At 72.6% G+C, this 17,080-nt stretch carries 15 protein-coding genes; 13 read left to right on the forward strand and 2 right to left on the reverse strand.

Going from position 1 to position 17,080, the window contains the following annotated elements:
- The first annotated feature begins 57 nt into the window (after nt 1–57).
- On the forward strand, nt 58–969 hold the full coding sequence (locus BLU95_RS34420; protein WP_093863424.1) for an alpha/beta hydrolase family protein: 912 nt from the start codon (nt 58–60) through the stop codon (nt 967–969).
- Between the two features lie 66 nt (nt 970–1,035).
- Here BLU95_RS34420 and BLU95_RS34425 read toward each other — a convergent pair whose 3' ends face one another.
- Entirely contained in the window at nt 1,036–1,560 is a 525-nt protein-coding gene (locus BLU95_RS34425) for an ArsR/SmtB family transcription factor (protein ID WP_093863425.1), read from the reverse strand.
- A gap of 57 nt (nt 1,561–1,617) precedes the next feature.
- Between BLU95_RS34425 and BLU95_RS34430 the strand changes: the two genes are divergently transcribed.
- The 4 genes from BLU95_RS34430 (at nt 1,618) to BLU95_RS34445 (ending at nt 5,486) form a co-directional block, all read left to right on the forward strand.
- On the forward strand, nt 1,618–2,532 hold the full coding sequence (locus tag BLU95_RS34430; RefSeq protein WP_093863426.1) for a S41 family peptidase: 915 nt from the start codon (nt 1,618–1,620) through the stop codon (nt 2,530–2,532).
- Between the two features lie 226 nt (nt 2,533–2,758).
- Nucleotides 2,759–3,901: a prenyltransferase/squalene oxidase repeat-containing protein gene (locus BLU95_RS45305; protein ID WP_093863427.1), complete on the forward strand. Its 1,143-nt coding sequence runs from the start codon at nt 2,759–2,761 to the stop codon at nt 3,899–3,901.
- A 516-nt stretch (nt 3,902–4,417) separates the two neighbouring features.
- A complete protein-coding gene (locus BLU95_RS34440; protein ID WP_093863428.1) occupies nt 4,418–4,720 on the forward strand; it encodes a hypothetical protein in 303 nt (100 codons plus the stop codon).
- 403 nt (nt 4,721–5,123) lie between these two features.
- Entirely contained in the window at nt 5,124–5,486 is a 363-nt protein-coding gene (locus tag BLU95_RS34445) for a hypothetical protein (RefSeq protein WP_093863429.1), read from the forward strand.
- Between the two features lie 14 nt (nt 5,487–5,500).
- Here BLU95_RS34445 and BLU95_RS42625 read toward each other — a convergent pair whose 3' ends face one another.
- Nucleotides 5,501–5,743: a hypothetical protein gene (locus BLU95_RS42625; RefSeq protein ID WP_159425111.1), complete on the reverse strand. Its 243-nt coding sequence runs from the start codon at nt 5,741–5,743 to the stop codon at nt 5,501–5,503.
- Nucleotides 5,744–5,881: 138 nt separating this feature from the next.
- On the opposite strand from BLU95_RS42625, the gene BLU95_RS34450 reads away from it, so the two are divergent.
- The 8 genes from BLU95_RS34450 to BLU95_RS34485 all read left to right on the forward strand — a co-directional run bounded on the left by BLU95_RS34450 (nt 5,882) and on the right by BLU95_RS34485 (nt 17,079).
- Nucleotides 5,882–6,352: a DUF4279 domain-containing protein gene (locus BLU95_RS34450; RefSeq protein ID WP_093863430.1), complete on the forward strand. Its 471-nt coding sequence runs from the start codon at nt 5,882–5,884 to the stop codon at nt 6,350–6,352.
- 80 nt (nt 6,353–6,432) lie between these two features.
- Nucleotides 6,433–6,975: a DUF6368 family protein gene (locus BLU95_RS34455; protein ID WP_093863431.1), complete on the forward strand. Its 543-nt coding sequence runs from the start codon at nt 6,433–6,435 to the stop codon at nt 6,973–6,975.
- 488 nt (nt 6,976–7,463) lie between these two features.
- Complete coding sequence (locus BLU95_RS34460) at nt 7,464–9,158, forward strand: acyclic terpene utilization AtuA family protein (RefSeq protein WP_231978907.1); 1,695 nt, start codon at nt 7,464–7,466, stop codon at nt 9,156–9,158.
- A complete protein-coding gene (locus BLU95_RS34465) occupies nt 9,155–10,753 on the forward strand; it encodes an acyl-CoA carboxylase subunit beta (protein WP_093863433.1) in 1,599 nt (532 codons plus the stop codon). Before BLU95_RS34460 ends, BLU95_RS34465 begins: the two co-directional genes overlap by 4 nt.
- 14 nt (nt 10,754–10,767) lie before the next feature.
- Entirely contained in the window at nt 10,768–12,828 is a 2,061-nt protein-coding gene (locus tag BLU95_RS34470; protein ID WP_093863434.1) for an acetyl/propionyl/methylcrotonyl-CoA carboxylase subunit alpha, read from the forward strand.
- A gap of 185 nt (nt 12,829–13,013) precedes the next feature.
- Complete coding sequence (locus BLU95_RS34475) at nt 13,014–14,201, forward strand: acyl-CoA dehydrogenase family protein (RefSeq protein WP_093863435.1); 1,188 nt, start codon at nt 13,014–13,016, stop codon at nt 14,199–14,201.
- A 407-nt stretch (nt 14,202–14,608) separates the two neighbouring features.
- Complete coding sequence (locus BLU95_RS34480) at nt 14,609–16,201, forward strand: 4-coumarate--CoA ligase family protein (protein ID WP_093863436.1); 1,593 nt, start codon at nt 14,609–14,611, stop codon at nt 16,199–16,201.
- 254 nt (nt 16,202–16,455) lie between these two features.
- Nucleotides 16,456–17,079, forward strand: a complete 624-nt coding sequence (locus BLU95_RS34485) for a TetR/AcrR family transcriptional regulator (protein ID WP_093863437.1) — start codon at nt 16,456–16,458, stop codon at nt 17,077–17,079.
- Nucleotide 17,080 lies beyond the last annotated feature (1 nt).

Below are 17,080 nucleotides of genomic sequence, written 5' to 3' on the forward strand. Positions count from 1 at the left end.
AACGCTGCTCCGCCAAATTATGGCAGAGCCCCCTCCCGGAGAAAGCGCAGGTCCCCCATGCCCGTAGAGCCCCTGGACCGGCGGATCGTCGCGGTCAAGCCCATCGTCGTGCCCGCGCCCGGCCGTGGCATCGAACTGCGGGTCAAGGTCACCGCCCCGCTGTCGGGCCGGGACCTTCCCGTCATCGTGTTCTCGCACGGCAACGCCTGGTCCCTCGACGGGTACGAGCCCCTCGTCGACCGCTGGGCGGCGGCCGGGTTCGTCGTCGTGCAGCCCACCCACCTGGACTCCCGCCGCAACGGCATCGGCTGGGATGACCCGCGCTTCGGCACCGTCTGGCGGGTGCGGATCGCCGACCTCCACGCCGTCCTCGACCGGCTCGACCACGTGCTCCGCCGGGCGGGCGGCCTGGAGGACCGGGTCGACCGTGGGCGTATCGCGGTCGTCGGCCACTCCTGGGGCGCCCAGACGGCCGGCGCCGTCCTCGGTGCGCGGGTGCTCGACGCCGACGGCGTCCCCGGCGAGGACTTCTCCCATCCCGCCGTCGCGGCCGGAGCGCTGATCGCCGCGACCGGAACCGGCGACACGCTCACGCCGTTCGCCGTCGAGCACCTTCCGTTCATGAGGCCGGACTACTCCACCATGGCCCTCCCCACCCTGGTGGTCGCGGGCGGCAAGGACCGGTCGCGACTCTCCACCCGGGGGCCGGACTGGTTCACCGACGCCTACCACCTCGGCCCGTCCCCGAAGAGCCTGCTCGCCGTCGCCGAGGGCGAGCACACCCTGGGCGGCATCGCCGGCGAGGCGGTCGCCGAGACCACCGACGAGGACCCGGTCCGCGTCGCCCTGGTCGCCGACGCGATCTCCGGCTACCTCCTCGACGCACTCGGGCTCGACGGCAGCGCCTGGGCCGCCCTCACTGCCGCGGGTGCCGCGGGCGGTGGCGAGTGGAGCATCTCCGCCAAGTGAGCCCCTCCCGGCCGCTGCCTCGTGCCCCGGCCGCCCCGGCCCGGCCGTTACGTCCCGGCCTGGCCGCTACGTCCCGGCCGGCCCCTGGGGCCCGGCCTGCTGGTACAGCGTCACCAGCACTCCGTGCACCGGCCCGCCCTCCGGTTCCTCCTCCGCCCCGTCGACGATTTCGGCCAGCGCCTTGGCGAGCCGGGCCGCCCTGGCCGGACTGAGCCGAATATGACGCAACGTCAGAAGATGTCCGACGGGGGAGCGTTCCAGCTCCTGGGCGACGGCGCCGAACAGCGCGGCCGTGCCCTCGGCCCGGGGCTCGGCGGCGACGAGCCGCTCCGCGGACCGCCGGTAGTACTTCTCGGTGCCGCCGCGCACCGTTCGCGTTCCCGCCTCCTGGATCAGCCCCGCCTCGCCCAGCACCCCGAGGTGGTGGGAGACGCTGCCCTTGTTCACTCCCAGCTGCGCGGCCAGCCGGCTGATCGTCGACGGTCCGCCGCTCAGCGCGAACAGCAGACGCTGACGCGTGGGGTGGGCGAGTGCGGTGTGCTGCCGAGGCGTGCTGATCCGCTGCACGCTGTCGTCCGATGGAGAGCTCACCCGATCAAGCGTTAAGTATGTTTGACGCTTTGGCAAGCCGCTGATTCACTCCCTCCCATGACTTCCACCACATCAGCACCCGCGCTGGACACCGCCGCCGTCGTCGAGTCGGTCGCCGACCTGATCCGCGAGCACTACGTCTTCCCCGAGGTCGCCCGCGAACTGGCGGACCTGCTGCGGCGCCGGAAGGCCGAGGACGCCTACCCGGCCGGGTCCGCCGAGGGGCTGGCCGACGCGATCACCGAGGACCTGCGGTCCGTCAACGGCGACCTGCACCTCGCCCTGAAGCACCACGCCGTGCCGGTGCCGCCCGGGCAGGGCGAGGCCGTGCTCGCCGAGATGCGGCGGAGTTTCGACGCGTCCCTGGGTGGCGTTCCGCGTGTGGAACTGCTCGACGGCGGCGTCGCGGTGCTGGAGATCTCGTCCCACATGTTCCCGCTGGACTGGGCGGCGCAGCCGCTGACCGCGGCGCTCACGCTGGTGGCGCCGGCCAGTGCGCTCGTCCTGGACCTGCGCCGCAACCTCGGCGGCGATCCGGGCACGGTGGCCTTCGTCTGCGCCCACCTGCTCGCCGGCCGCACTCATCTGAACACCATGCTCAAGCGCCAGGGCGAGGTGGCCGAGCAGTCCTGGACGCCCGCGTTCGTGCCGGGTGCCCGCTTCGGTGCCGAGAAGCCGCTCTACGTCCTGACCAGCGGGAACACCTTCTCCGCGGGCGAGGAGCTCGCCTACGACCTCCAGCAGCTCGGACGCGCCGAGATCGTCGGCGAGACCACCCGCGGCGGCGCCCACCCGCGCAACGGCTGGACGGTGCACCCGAACCTGGAACTCAGCGTGCCGATCGCCCGTGCGGTCAACCCGGTCTCGGGTACCAACTGGGAGGGCACCGGCGTCCGCCCGGACGTCCCCTGCGACGCCGCGCAGGCACTCGACCGCGCGCACTCCCTGGCCCTGGCGCGCCTGGCCGGGTAGTGGTCCGACGGGGTGGTGCCCCGGGCTCTGCCGTTCGGTCGGATCCGGGGCGGTCGTCTGCGGACGATCCCCTCCCGGCCGTCCTCATCCGGACACGGAGGAGCCTTGACCCTCTTTCCGCCGCGCGAACATGATGGACCGTCGGACGAAGCCTCCGACGACGGGGCTCGCCGGGCCGCGCCCCGCCCGGCGGAACTCCCGTGCCCAGCGCCCGGAAAGGCACCCCATGCCCCTGCGCCACCGGCTCTTCCGCCTGCTCGCGACACCGGCGCTGGCCGCCGCCGTCGTGTCCCTCCCGACCGCCCCCGCGCTCGCCGCGCCCGCTCAGCCCGCCTCGCCCGCTCAGCCCGCCTCGCCCGCTCTGCCGGCCTCGTCCGCTTCGGCCGTCCCGGGCACGACCTCCGTGCCGAGGGAGGCGGCGGCCGGCTGGCTGGCCCGCCAACTCGTCGACGGCGACCACTTCGAGAGGATCGTCGACGGCACCGTCCGCCCGGACCAGGACCTCACCGTCGAGGCCGTGCTCGCCTTCGCCGCGGCGGCCGTCGCGGACGACGCCGCGGCCCGGGCCACCGCCTGGCTGGCCCGCCCCGACGTCCTCGCCGACTACCTGGGCGACGGGACCACCGAGGCGTACGCGGGCCCCACCGCGAAGCTGCTGCTGCTCGCCCAGGTCCGCGGGCTGGATCCGACGGACTTCGGCGGCGTCGACCTGGTCGCCCGCCTCCGCTCGCTGATGGCCCCGAACGGCCGCTTCGCCGACCGCTCGCAGGCGGGCGACCGCAGCGACATCGCCAGCCAGTCGTTCGCCCTGATCGCCCTCTCCCGCACCGCTGCGGGCGTCCCGTCGATCGCCCGCAGCTTCCTGGGCGCCGCGCAGTGCGTGCCGAGCGGTGGCGGTTATCCCGTCTCCTTCGGCAGCCCGGCCACCTGCACCGGCGATCCCGACGCCACCGCGCTCGGCATCCAGGGCTACAACGCCGGCAACCCCGCCGGCTCCTCGGGGCACGCGACGGGCTGGCTGGTCAACCGGCAGCGTCCGGACGGCGGCTTCGTGTCCCCCGGCGCCACCGAGCCCAACGCCGTGACCACCGGCCGGGTCTCCCACACCCTCTTCACCGTCGGCTCCAGCGGCGGCTACCGGGCCCTCAAGTGGCTGGAGCCGCGCCAACTGCGCTGCGGCGCGCCCGCCGATCAGCGCGGCGCCGTCCCGTACGACGCGACCGGCTTCGACCGCCCCACCGCCCTGCGGGCGACGGTCCAGGCCACCCTGGCGTTCTCCCCCGCGCTGAAGGGCTTCGCCAGGCTGAGCGCGTCCGGCGCGAAGCCCGACGCGCCCGTCTTCTCGTGCCCGACGACCCCTTCCGACTGACCGGGCGACGAGGGCCCCTGACGGCTGCGGCCCGCCGTCAGGGGCCCTGACCCGCAGGCCGAGGGAGATGCGCGCGGCCTGCCGGAATGTGTCACGATCCGGCCCGGTCGCTGCACGCGGGGCGACGGCAGCTCCGGGGCGGCGTGCTGCGTCGGCGGGGAAGGCCGAGCCCGTCGTCCGGTCCCGGAGCCCTCGTCCGGCCGGGTGAGGGCGGGCAACCGGTGTTCCCGTGGAGACGCGTGTGACTGGCAGGGATAGTCGGCCAGTCACACGCGTGCTCTGTGCGGGTGGTGGGGTGAGTTGGCAGTGATGGTTGTGACTCGGCAGGCTAACTGTCGTGTCAGCGCGGATTCTGTCGTCCAGGGTCAGCGTCGATCTCGCCGGCGAGGGGAGCCGTGACACGTTAGGAGCTGTCCGGCCGATCATTGGTGGCGCGCTCTGGCTGTTGCTTGAGGCGCTTGTGGTGGCGGCCTGAAGTCGATTGCCAGAGATCTGCTGCTGCGCGACCATCGTCGGATGGATACGGGTGAGGGTCGGAAGCTGGTTCGGGTTGTGCAGACGTGTTCTGCCTACCCGTCGCAGTGGGACGCCTGGACGGCAGACGGCCAGTACCTGTACCTCCGATACCGGCATGGTGAGGGATGCGTCGAGTGGCACCCTGGGCCTGAGGATGATGCCGACACGCCGGCCTCATGGAACGAGGGCCTCTCGGGGCTCCTCGTCGAATGGGACGACGGCACCGACGGCGGTGTCATCAGCCTTGAGGACTTCCTCGCAGCAGCGGGTTTGGTGCTGGCGCCGGGTGCCTCGGTGAGCTGAGGCTTCTTCGAAGTTGGCGACAACTTGCTTGCCGAACGATCACCAGGCGTCAGATGCCTCGCCGATTCGGCGACAGTTGTCATGCTGATCCGACCACAGAACCGCACGCCGAGCACCGCTCCTGGCGACAAGTAGCGTGCTGAGTCACAATGGTTGGCCACTTTGGGCAGCGATAGCTGGCCAATGCCGTGGGTACTCGATCACGGAAGATAGCGGAGGCTGGGGTTGGCCAGCTGGCCATGACTGCTGCGAAAGTTGAAGGCGCTGTAGCGCCGACCGGAGGTCACCGGTGGCCGCCTCGCGGGCACCGACCTGGCGCTGGACGTTCGCGCCCAGGCTGCCCCACGCTCAACGAGCCGGGACTGGCCGGAGCCAGAATGCGCTGGTCAGCTACGGTGGCGGAATGACCGAGAGCCTGCCCGATGACGTAGCCGATGTGCTTGAGCGCGTCCTGAGTACGGACCAACCAGTTCACGTTGCGCTCCGACAGCAGGTTCCACGACTCAGCGTGAAATCCCGTTGCACATGCGGGTGCGGTACCGCCTATTTCGAGCTCGACACCAGCGAGGTGGAGCCCGCACCGACCGGCCCCGGCACCGTGGTAGCGGCTGATGCACAGCTCTTCACTGAATCCGGCGAGTGCCCTGGCGAAGTCCTGGTCTTCGCGCAGGGAGGCTACCTGTCGTGGCTGGAGGTCTGCTCATGGAGCGATGACGCCGAGGTGAATCTTGCCGCAGCGCGTCGGTGGCTGCGGCCACCTTCGTGAGCCTGACATCGAGCTCAAGAGGTAGTGGCGGGGCGGCAATTGCCGATCCGGCAGCGCGTGGACCAGAAGCCAGCGCGCCGGATCCGTTCACCGCTCGCGCGAGCGACGACGAGGTTGCCGGCCTCGAAGCCGACCCGATCGCCAACTGCCAAGAACAGTGGGCTGTCCAGCTCGAAGGCGTATCCGTCATCGGTTTCGAGTTCGTTCACGAGCACCAAGCGTGAGGCGGCTGTGGTCCCATCGGCGATCAGACGCATGACCGGATGGTCCCACGTGGCTGCAGCTGCGGCGAAGGGGACTGCTCAGGTGACGCCGAACTCGCGTCTCCGCCGACCCTGGGACCATCTGCATAAATCCCGCTCGGCGCGCGCTCCTAGCACCGCTATCATCCCCGGATGCCTCTCCGCCAGTACGCGTACTTCGCATTGTTCAGCCAACACGTCTCCGCCGACGAGATGACCTCGCAACTGGGCATCACCCCTGACGAAGTGTCCGTCCGCGGCAGCCGCTTCACCGAGCCGAAGGCGATTCCCGCCAGCCACCGCTGGAAGGTCGTCTGCCGGGAGCCCGGCCTGAGCGTCGACGAACAGATCGCCCGGCTCCTCTGCAGGCTCCGGCCCCACACGGCCCGCGTAGCCGAGCTCGTGGGCCAGCTGGCGAATGGCGGCGGCGGGGCAGTCCTGCAGGTCGTGCGCTACTTCAACGACACCGACCACGACGAATCGCCCAGCCACCCGGACGCTCCCGACACGCCCAACCTCTTCGGCTGGCATCTGGAGCGCGATGTCCTGGACTTCCTCGCCGCAGTCGACGCCGAGCTCGACGTGGACGAGTACGACATGACCCCAGGAGAGGACACCATCTGAGCGCGCGACCTTGCACTTACCTGGGCACAGGAGTCAGTGCCCCGACGATGTCAGGAGTTCAAGTTCAGTAGGCTCCCGCTGTGAGTGGTCCAGTATTGGTGATTGAGTTGGCCGAGGCGGTTCCTGCCGCGACAGTCGAGCGGCTCCGGGATGTCTTGGTGGGCTCGTCGGCCTGGTTCGTGGAGAAGCGTCCTGGTGGCTACGACCTCAACGTAGTCGCCGATCGGATCGGCGTCGCGGACCTGGGCAAGGTCGACGGGCGCCGGCCATTTCTGGTTCACATCATGGGGCCCGGAATCGGGGACGAGGAGATTTTCGAGGCCGAGCACGCGGATGGCCCCAACCTGGAACCGCTCATTGGCTTCAGCCCGACACACGCAGTGGACGTCATCGCCGGATGCAATAGGCCGATCGATCACATCACCACGGCCCTGTTGACGGCCGCCATCATGGACGTGGTTGGCGGCGTCGCTAATGCTGAGCTACTGGATGACCAGGTTGACGTGGTGGCGGGTCTTCCGGGTGTGCTCGCTATGACGGGCAGCCCGTGGCCGACTGTTTTCGGCACGGCAGAGTTTCTGCGGGCATGGGCTGTTCAACCGAGCTTCCGACTCCTCAAATAATTAGCCGTGAAGCCATGTTCGGCTCGCGAGTTAGGATGCATTGTCGCAGAGAGTGGAAGGTCAACAGGCGCTGTCACCGCCGTACGGCGCGATCAGATGGACCAAGTTGCACTCGTCAGAACGGACTCGGGGTGCAGTCTCCGTACCCATGGGCATACGACACCGCCCCCGCGTGCGGGCCGGTGGTGGATCTCCGAACCTGTTCGTAACTCACAGTTACTTGATCGCCCCCTGGCCAACTATCTCCGCCAATGGCCAACTATCCCTGCCAGTCACAACGCGAGCGCCTTGATCGCCCGGGGGCCGGGAGAAAAACAAGCAGGCGTGATTGCTTTTTCTCCCGGTGGGTGTCAGTGTGCTCACCGACGGCGATCGTTGGGCCACCTCTGGGGGTAGGCGTGCGCGTGGGGTCGGAGGCCCGGGTGGGTGACCGGGCGGTGCTGCGGGTCGGGAACGCTTCGGGGTTCTACGGGGACCGGTTCTCGGCGATGCGGGAGATGCTCACCGGTGGGCCGCTGGACGTGCTCACCGGGGACTACCTGGCCGAGCTGACGATGCTGATCCTGGCGCGGGACCGGTTGCGGGATCCCTCGCTCGGCTATGCGAAGACCTTTCTGCGGCAGCTGGAGGAGTGCCTCGGACTCGCGCTGGAGCGCGGGGTGCGGATCGTGGTCAACGCGGGTGGGCTGAATCCCGCGCGACTGGCGGACGCCGTGAGGGAGTTGGCGAAGAGCCTGGGGCTGGATCCGGCCGTCGGCCATGTCGAGGGTGACGATCTGCTGCCGCGCGGCAAGGAACTCGGTCTCCCCGAGGGGCTGTTGGCGGCCAATGCCTATCTGGGGGCGTTCGGGATCGCCGAGTGCCTGCGCGGCGGCGCCGATGTGGTGGTGACCGGGCGGGTCACCGACGCGGCGCTGGTGGTCGGCCCGGCCGTCGCCCACTTCGGTTGGGGGGCCGGGGACTTGGATGCGCTCGCGGGTGCCGTGGTGGCGGGGCACGTGCTGGAGTGCGGCGCGCAGGCCACCGGCGGCAACTACGCGTTCTTCCGCGAGCACGATGTGACCCGGCCCGGATTCCCGCTCGCCGAGCTGCACCCGGACGGGTCCAGCGTCATCACCAAGCCCCCGGGCACCGGCGGCGCGGTCACCGTCGGCACCGTGACCGCCCAACTCCTCTACGAGACCGACGGTCCGCGCTACCTCGGCCCGGACGTCACCGCGCGCCTGGACACCGTCCGGCTCACCGCGGACGGGCCGGACCGGGTGCGGATCTCCGGAGTGCGCGGCGAGGCGCCCCCGCCCACGCTCAAGGCCGGGCTCAACCGGCTCGGCGGCCACCGCAACGAGGTGGTGTTCGTCCTCACCGGGCTCGACATCGAGGCCAAGGCCGCCCTGGTGCGGCGGCAGTTCGAGGACGGGCTGGCGGCCGACCGGCGGCCGGCCGGACTGCGGTGGACACTGGCCCGCACCGACCACGCCGACGCCGACACCGAGGAGGCCGCCTCCGCGCTGCTGCGGCTCACCGCCAGGGACGCCGACCCGGCCCGGGTCGGACGCGAACTCGGCCGGGTGGCAGTCGAGATGGGGCTGGCCGGGTACCCGGGCTTCCATCTCACCGCCCCGCCGGGGCCGGGCGCGCCGTACGGGGTGTTCGAGGCCGCGCACATCGGGGCGGGGGAGGTCGAGCACACCGCCGTCCTGCCGGACGGGCGCCGGGTGGCCGTCCCGCCCGCGCCGGTCACTGCCACTGCCACGACCAGTGCAAGTGCCACCGCCACCGCCAGTGCAACCGCCACCGCCCGGGAGGACCCGGAGGCGGAGGCGTCGGTGTCCGGCGGAGCGGACCCCGGGCCCACCCGCCGGGCTCCGCTCGGCCTGGTGGCCGGCGCCCGCAGCGGCGACAAGGGCGGCGACGCCAATCTCGGCGTCTGGGCCCGGGACGAGCCCGGCTGGCAGTGGCTCTCCCGCACCCTTACCACCGAGCTGCTCCGCGAACTCCTGCCGGAAACGGCGGAGTTGCCGATCACCCGGCACCTCCTGCCGAACCTCCGCGCGCTCAACTTCACCATCACCGGCCTGCTCGGCGAGGGCGTCGCCGCCCAGCACCGCTTCGACCCGCAGGCGAAGGCGCTGGGGGAGTGGCTGCGTTCGCGCCGACTCGACATCCCGGAGGCCCTGCTGTGACCGTCCTGCCCACCCACCTCGACCCGGGCGGCGCCGAGTACGGCGCGTCCCGGGAGGCGATGCTCGCCAAACTCGCCGACCTGGACGGCGAGCACGCCGAGGCCCTGGCCGGCGGCGGACCCAAGTACGTCGAACGCCACCGCGGGCGCGGCAAGTTGCTCGCCCGTGAGCGGATCGAGCTGCTGGTCGACGAGGACTCGCCGTTCCTGGAACTCTCCCCGCTCGCCGCCTGGGGCAGCGACTACCCGGTGGGCGCCGCGCTGGTCACCGGCATCGGCGTGGTGGAGGGCGTCGAGTGCGTGATCACCGCCAACGACCCGACCGTGCGCGGCGGCGCCTCCAACCCGTGGACCCTGCGCAAGGCACTGCGGGCCAATGAGATCGCCCTCACCAACCGGCTCCCGCTGGTGAACCTGGTCGAGTCCGGCGGCGCCGACCTGCCCAGTCAGAAGGAGATCTTCATCCCCGGCGGCGCGCTGTTCCGCGACCTCACCCGGCTCTCCGCCGCCGGGATCCCCACCGTCGCCGTGGTCTTCGGCAACTCCACGGCCGGCGGCGCCTACGTGCCCGGCATGTCCGACCACACCGTGATGGTCAAGGAACGGGCCAAGGTATTCCTCGGCGGACCGCCGCTGGTGAAGATGGCCACCGGCGAGGAGTCCGACGACGAGTCGCTCGGCGGCGCCGAGATGCACGCCCGGGTCTCCGGCCTGGCCGACCACTTCGCGCTGGACGAGCCGGACGCGCTGCGGCTGGCCCGCCGGATCGTCGCCCGGCTCAACCACCGCAAGCCGGGTCCCGATCCGGACCGGTTCGCCGAGCCGCCGAAGTACGCGGAGGAGGAACTGCTCGGCATCGTGCCCGGCGATCTCAAGGTCCCGTTCGACCCGCGCGAGGTGATCGCCCGGATCGTCGACGGCTCGGACTTCGACGAGTTCAAACCGCGCTACGGCGCCAGCCTCGCCACCGGCTGGGCCCGTCTGCACGGCTACCCGGTCGGCATCCTGGCCAACACCCAGGGCGTGCTGTTCAGCCAGGAGTCGCAGAAGGCCGCCCAGTTCATCCAGTTGGCGAACCAGCGGGCCGTTCCGCTGCTGTTCCTGCACAACACCACCGGCTACATGGTGGGCAAGGACTACGAGCAGGGCGGCATCATCAAGCACGGCGCGATGATGATCAACGCCGTCGCCAACTCGCGGGTGCCGCACCTGTCCGTGCTGATGGGCGCCTCGTACGGGGCGGGGCACTACGGCATGTGCGGGCGCGCCTACGAACCGCGGTTCCTGTTCGCCTGGCCGAGCGCCAAATCGGCGGTGATGGGGCCGCAGCAGCTGGCCGGGGTGCTGTCGATCGTCGCCCGGCAGTCGGCCGCGGCGAGGGGGCAGCCGTACGACGAGGACGCGGACGCCGCGATCCGGGCCATGGTGGAGCAGCAGATCGAGGCCGAGTCGCTGCCGGTGTTCCTGTCCGGCCGGCTCTACGACGACGGGGTGATCGACCCGCGCGACACCCGCACCGTGCTCGGGCTCTGCCTCTCGGCGATCCACAACGCGCCGGTCGAGGGCGCACCCGGCTACGGCGTCTTCCGGATGTGAGGGAGCTTCCCGCGATGACCACCGACGACCTGAGCGGCACCGACCACCTGAGCGGCACCGACCACCGGCGCGGCACCGCCAACCCCCCGATCGCCAACCCCCCGATCGCCAACCCCCCGACCACCAACCTCCCGATCACCAACGTGCTGGTCGCCAACCGCGGCGAGATCGCCCGCCGGATCTTCCGCACCTGCCGCGAACTCGGCATCGCCACCACCGCCGTGTACGCCGACCCGGACGCGGCCGCGCCTCACGTCCGGGAGGCCGACAGCGCCGTCCGGCTGCCCGGCGCCGCGCCCGCCGACACCTACCTGCGGGCCGATCTGATCGTCCGCGCCGCGCTGGACGCCGGTGCCGACGCCGTCCATCCCGGGTACGGATTCCTCTCCGAGAGCCCCGGGTTCGCGCAGGCCGTACTGGACGCCGGCCTGTGCTGGGTCGGGCCGACGCCGTCCGCGATCGCCGCGATGGGGTCCAAGACCGCCGCCAAGCACCTGATGGCCGAGGCCGGCGTGCCCGTGCTGGACGCGCTCGACGCCCCCACCGAGGCCGACCTGCCGCTGCTGGTCAAGGCGGCCGCCGGCGGGGGCGGACGCGGCATGCGGATCGTCCGGGACCTCGCCGACCTGCCGGCCGAACTCGACGCCGCCCGGGCGGAGGCGGCCAAGGCCTTCGGCTCGGACGAGGTGTTCTGCGAGCGCTACCTGCCGACCGGTCGGCACGTCGAGGTCCAGCTGCTGGCGGACGCGCACGGCACGGTCTGGGCGGTCGGCGACCGGGACTGCTCACTGCAGCGGCGCCACCAGAAGGTGATCGAGGAGGCCCCGGCCCCCGGCCTCCCGGACGACGTCCGTACGGCCCTGCACGCCGCGGCGGTGAGCGCGGCCAGGGCGATCGGCTACACCGGCGCCGGCACCGCCGAGTTCCTGCTCGCCGAGGACGGCCGGTTCTGGTTCCTGGAGATGAACACCCGCCTCCAGGTCGAGCACCCGGTCACCGAGGCCGTCACCGGACTGGACCTGGTCGCACTCCAACTCGCCGTGGCGGAAGGGGAGAAGCTCCCCGGCCCGGACGCGCCGCCGACCACCGGGCACGCCGTCGAGGCCCGGCTCTACGCGGAGGACCCGGCCAAGGACTGGCAGCCCGCCACCGGGACCCTGCACCGTCTCGAACTCGCTTGTGATCACGAGGAGTTCAGATCGACGGGCGAGTCCGGACTGCGGCTCGACCCCGGGTTCGCGCCAGGGGGCGAGATCACCCCGCACTACGACGCGATGCTCGCCAAGGTGATCGCCTGGGCGCCGACCCGCACGGCCGCCGCCCGCAGACTGGCGGACGCGCTGGCCCGGGCCAGGGTCCACGGACCGTCCACCAACCGGGAGTTGCTGGTCCACGCGCTGCGCCACCCGGCCTTCCTCGCCGGGCGGGTGCACACCGGCTTCCTGGCCGAGCACGCGGCCGGGCTGCTCGCGCCGGACGCCAAGGGCAGCGGACGCGCGGCGCTGGCCGCCGCCCTCGCCGAGGCGGCCGCCCGGTCCGCGGCACGGACCGGCGCACTGCCGTCGGGCTGGCGCAATCTGCCGTCCCAGCCCCAGGTCAGGCGCTACCGCACCGAGGACGGCGCGGAGTCGGTGGTCCGCTATCGGCTCACCCGGGACGGGCTGCGGGCCGAGGGGCACCCCGGGGTGGCCCTGGCCGAGGCCTCCGCCGAGCGGGTGGTACTGAGTGAGGGGGAGGTCCTGCGCACCTACGAGGTCGCCCGCCACGGCGACCGGGTGTACGTCGACACGCCGTTCGGCAGCACCGTGCTCACGGCGCTCCCCCGCTTCCCGGACCCCGTCGGCCGGACCGACCCCGGCGCCCTGCTGGCCCCGATGCCGGGCACCGTCGTCCGCGTCGCGGCCGGGGTCGGTGACACCGTGACCGCCGGACAGCCGTTGCTCTGGCTGGAGGCGATGAAGATGGAGCACAAGGTCACCGCCCCGGCCGACGGCGTCCTCGCCGAACTCCGGGCCGCTCCCGGACAGCAGGTCGAACTCGGCACCCTGCTCGCCGTCGTGCACCCCGCGTCCTGAAGCCCGCACGTCCTGCAGCACCGTACGTCCTGAAACCCCGCCGCGTCCTGGAACCCCCGCACCCTGGACCGCACCTCCCGGAGCACCCGGCGTCCGGGAGCACCGCGTCGCCGACCCCCGTACCGCCACGCACCGCGGAAGCCCGCCCCGCACCCCCGCCGAAGAACCGCCCGGAAGGACCAGCCATGTCCGCACCGCGCACCACCGCCCCCGGCAGCCAGCTGATCGAGACCCCCGAACGCGTCGCCCTGCGCCGCGCCGTCGCCGACCTCGGCAACCGCTACGGCTCCGCCTACTACCTCGGCCGGGCCCGCGCCGGTCGGCCCGCCGACGAGCTCTGGGCCGAGGCCGGGAAGGCCGGCTACCTCGGCGTCAACCTCCCCGCCGAGTACGGCGGGGGCGGCGGGGGGATCACGGACCTCGCGATCGTCCTGGAGGAGCTCGGCACCGCGGGCTGCCCACTGCTCCTGCTGATCGTCTCCCCGGCGATCTGCGGCACCGTGATCGCCCGCTACGGCACCGAGGAGCAGAAGCGGAACTGGCTGCCCGGTCTGGCCGACGGCAGCCGCCGGATGGCCTTCGGCATCACCGAGCCGGACGCCGGCTCCAACTCCCACCGGATCTCCACCGTCGCCCGCCGCGACGGCGAGGACTGGCTGCTGACCGGCCGGAAGGTTTTCGTCTCGGGCATCGACCACTGCGACGCCGTGCTGTTCGTCGCCCGCACCGAAGACGCCCGGACCGGGAAGCTGAAGCCCGCCCTGTTCGTCGTGCCGCGCGACACGCCCGGTTTCGAGTACCGGCCCATCCCGATGGAACTGGTCGCTCCCGAAAAGCAGTTCCAGGTCTTCCTGGACGACGTGCGGCTGCCCGCCGAAGCACTGGTCGGCGACGAGAACGCCGGACTGCTGCAACTGTTCGCCGGTCTCAACCCCGAGCGGATCATGACGGCGGCCTTCTCGCTCGGGCTGGCCCGGCAGGCGCTCGGCAGGGCCGTCGAGTACGCGCGCACCCGGGTCGTCTGGTCCACCCCGATCGGCGCCCACCAGGGTCTCGCGCACCCGCTGGCCCAGTGCGCGGTGGAGATCGAACTGGCCCGGCTGATGACCCAGAAGGCCGCGCTGCTCTACGACGCGGGCGAGGACGCCGCCGCGGGCGAGGCCGCGAACATGGCCAAGTACGCCGCCGGGGAGGCGGCCGCCCGGACCGTCGACCAGGCGGTGCAGACGCTCGGCGGCAACGGCCTCACCCAGGAGTACGGGCTGGGCGCGCTGCTGGCCGCCACCCGGGTGGGCCGGGTCGCGCCGGTCAGCCGCGAGATGGTGCTCAACTACGTCGCGCAGCACACCCTCGGTCTGCCCAAGTCGTACTGATCCGGGCCGGGCGCGGTCCCCGCTCCTGGGCCGCACCGCGCCGCACCGCACCGCACCGCACCGCGCCGCGCCGCGCCGGGCCCGGGCCCGCCCCGGGCTCCTCCGCCCGGCCCGCCCCCGGGCCCCGCCACCCCATTCGCCCTCGAACAGATCGTCGCATCATCGTTCTGGCATCTGACCGGATCGTGCCCGCCCCACCACCCCGGCGCACCGCCGACCCGGCCCCACCTCGTGTTTCGCCGTACCGCGCCACCCCTGCGCCCCGCGCGCTCCGCCAAACGTCCGTCACAGGGGCGCACCGACCGCCCACTGTCCGTATGCTCCTGTCCGCGCGCCGTACGGCCGGTCGCACAGGACCTCCCGCCGGTCGCCCCGCCCCGCGCCAACTACCGCACAGGAGGCACGCCTTGGTGTTCCACAGCGAATTCCCGGACGTCGGCATCGTCGACCTCGCCCTGCACGACGCCGTTCTCGGCGACGCCGAGCGCCACGGTGACCGGCCCGCCCTCGTCGACGGGATCACCGGCGAGACGGTCAGCTACGCGCAGCTCCTCCACGCCGTCGGCCGGGTCGCGGCCGGCCTCGCCGAAGCGGGCGTCCGCCAGGGCGACGTGGTGGCCCTGTTCAGCCCCAACACCGTCCGGTACCCGATGGCCTTCTTCGGCGCCACGCGGGCCGGCGCGACCGTCACCCCCGTCTCCTCCCTCACCACCCCCGGCGAACTCGCCGGACAGCTCGCCGACAGCGGCGCCCGCTGGCTGCTGACCGTGTCGCCGTTCCTGCCCACCGCCCGCGCCGCCGCCGAGAAGCTGGCCGCCGAGGGCCGGGAACTCGCCGGGATCGTCGTCCTGGACGGTGCCGAGGGCCACCTCTCGCTCGCCGACCTGCTCGCCGCCACCGGGCCCGCCCCCGCGATCGACCTCGACCCCGGCCGGGACGTCGCCGTGCTGCCCTACTCCAGCGGCACCACCGGCCTGCCCAAGGGCGTCATGCTCACCCACCGGTCCATCGCCACCAACCTCGCCCAGACCGACGCCGTGTTCCGTCCCGAGGTGGGCGAACGGGTGCTCGCGGTGCTCCCGTTCTTCCACATCTACGGGCTGGCCGCGCTGCTCAACCAGCCGCTGCGCTGCGGCGCCACCGTGGTCGTACTGCCCCGCTTCGACCTGGAGCAGTTCTGCCGCACCATCCAGGACCAGCGCGTGCAGTCCGTGCTCGCGGCCCCGCCGATCGTGCTCGCCCTCGCCAAGCACCCGCTGGTCGAGGAGTTCGACCTGTCCTCGGTCCAGTACCTGCTCTGCGCCGCCGCCCCGCTGGACGGCGAACTCGCCGAGGCCTGCGCCCGCCGCCTCGGGCTGCCGCGGATCCTCCAGGGCTACGGCATGACCGAGCTGTCCCCGGTCAGCCACGTGATGTCCCCGGGCGACCCCGACCCCTCGCCGGGCTCGGTCGGCCGGATGCTGCCCTCCACCGAACTGCGGGTCGCCGCGCTCGACGGCAGCGGCGCCGACCTCGGCCCCGGCGAGCGCGGCGAGCTGCTGATCCGCGGCCCGCAGGTGATGAAGGGCTACTTCGGCCGCCCCTCCGACACCGCCGCCACCGTCGACACCGACGGCTGGCTGCACACCGGCGACATCGGCTTCGTCGACGAGCGCGGCTACCTGCACATCGTCGACCGGGTCAAGGAGCTGATCAAGTACAAGGGGTACCAGGTCGCCCCCGCCGAACTCGAGGCGCTGCTGCTGAGCCACCCGCAGATCGCCGACGCCGCCGTGATCGGGGTGCGCGACGCCGAGGGCACCGAGAGCCCCAAGGCCTTCGTGGTCCGGGCACCCGGCAGCGCCCTCACCGAGCAGGAGGTCGCCGCCTTCGTGGCCGGCCAGGTCGCGCCGTACAAGAAGGTGCGGGCGGTGGAGTTCCTGGACGCCGTCCCCAAGTCGGCGGCGGGCAAGATCCTCCGCCGGGAACTGCGCGAGCGCGAGGCGGCCGCCGCCGGCTGAGCCGCCCGCGCACCGGCCCGGCCGCCACCCCCACCCACCCGGCCGCACCGCCCCCGCCCCCGTCCCGTCCCCGCGCGAATGCCCCTCCCGTCCGCACCCCGTCCCCACTCCGCCCCCCGTCCCCGCGCAAAAGCCCTCCCGTCCCGCGCCACCCCCCTCGAGGAGACCCCACCCCGACCCCGCGCCACCCGAACCGCCGTCTGCGAGGATCGACCAGCCGCCCGCCCCCGCACGGACAGGAACCGCCGCCGCAGATGACCACCCACCCCGCCGCCGCGCGCACCCCCCAGCAGGACCGCAGCCGCGCCACCCGCGCCAGGCTGCTGGCGGCGGCCGTCGACTGCCTGGCCGAGCTCGGCTGGCACGGCTCCACCGTCGCCGTCGTCGCCGAGCGCGCCGGCGTCTCCCGCGGCGCCGCCCAGCACCACTTCCCCACCCGGGAGGACCTCTTCACCGCCGCCGTCGAGCACGTCACCGCCGAACGCCTCGCCGCCGTCCGCGCCCACACCGACACGCTCCCACCCGCCGGCCCGGCCCGCACCGAAGCCGTCGTCGGCATGATCGTCCGCCTCTACACCGGCCCGCTCTTCCGCGCCGCACTCCAGCTCTGGGTCGCCGCCGCCACCGAGGAACCACTGCGCGAACGCATCATCCGACTGGAAGGACACGTCGGACGCGAGGCCCACCGCGCCGCCCTCGAATTCCTCGGCGCCGACGAGAGCCGACCCGGCGTGCGCGAAACCGTCCAGGCCACCCTCGACCTCGCCCGCGGCCTCGGCCTCGCCAATCTCCTCACCGACGACAGCCTCCGACGATCCGGAGTGATCCGGCAGTGGGCGAGCCTTCTTGAGAGTACGCTGCGCCCGGTAGGCCCATGAC

It is taken from the genome of Streptomyces sp. TLI_053, from assembly GCF_900105395.1.
Lineage (GTDB): Bacteria > Actinomycetota > Actinomycetes > Streptomycetales > Streptomycetaceae > Kitasatospora.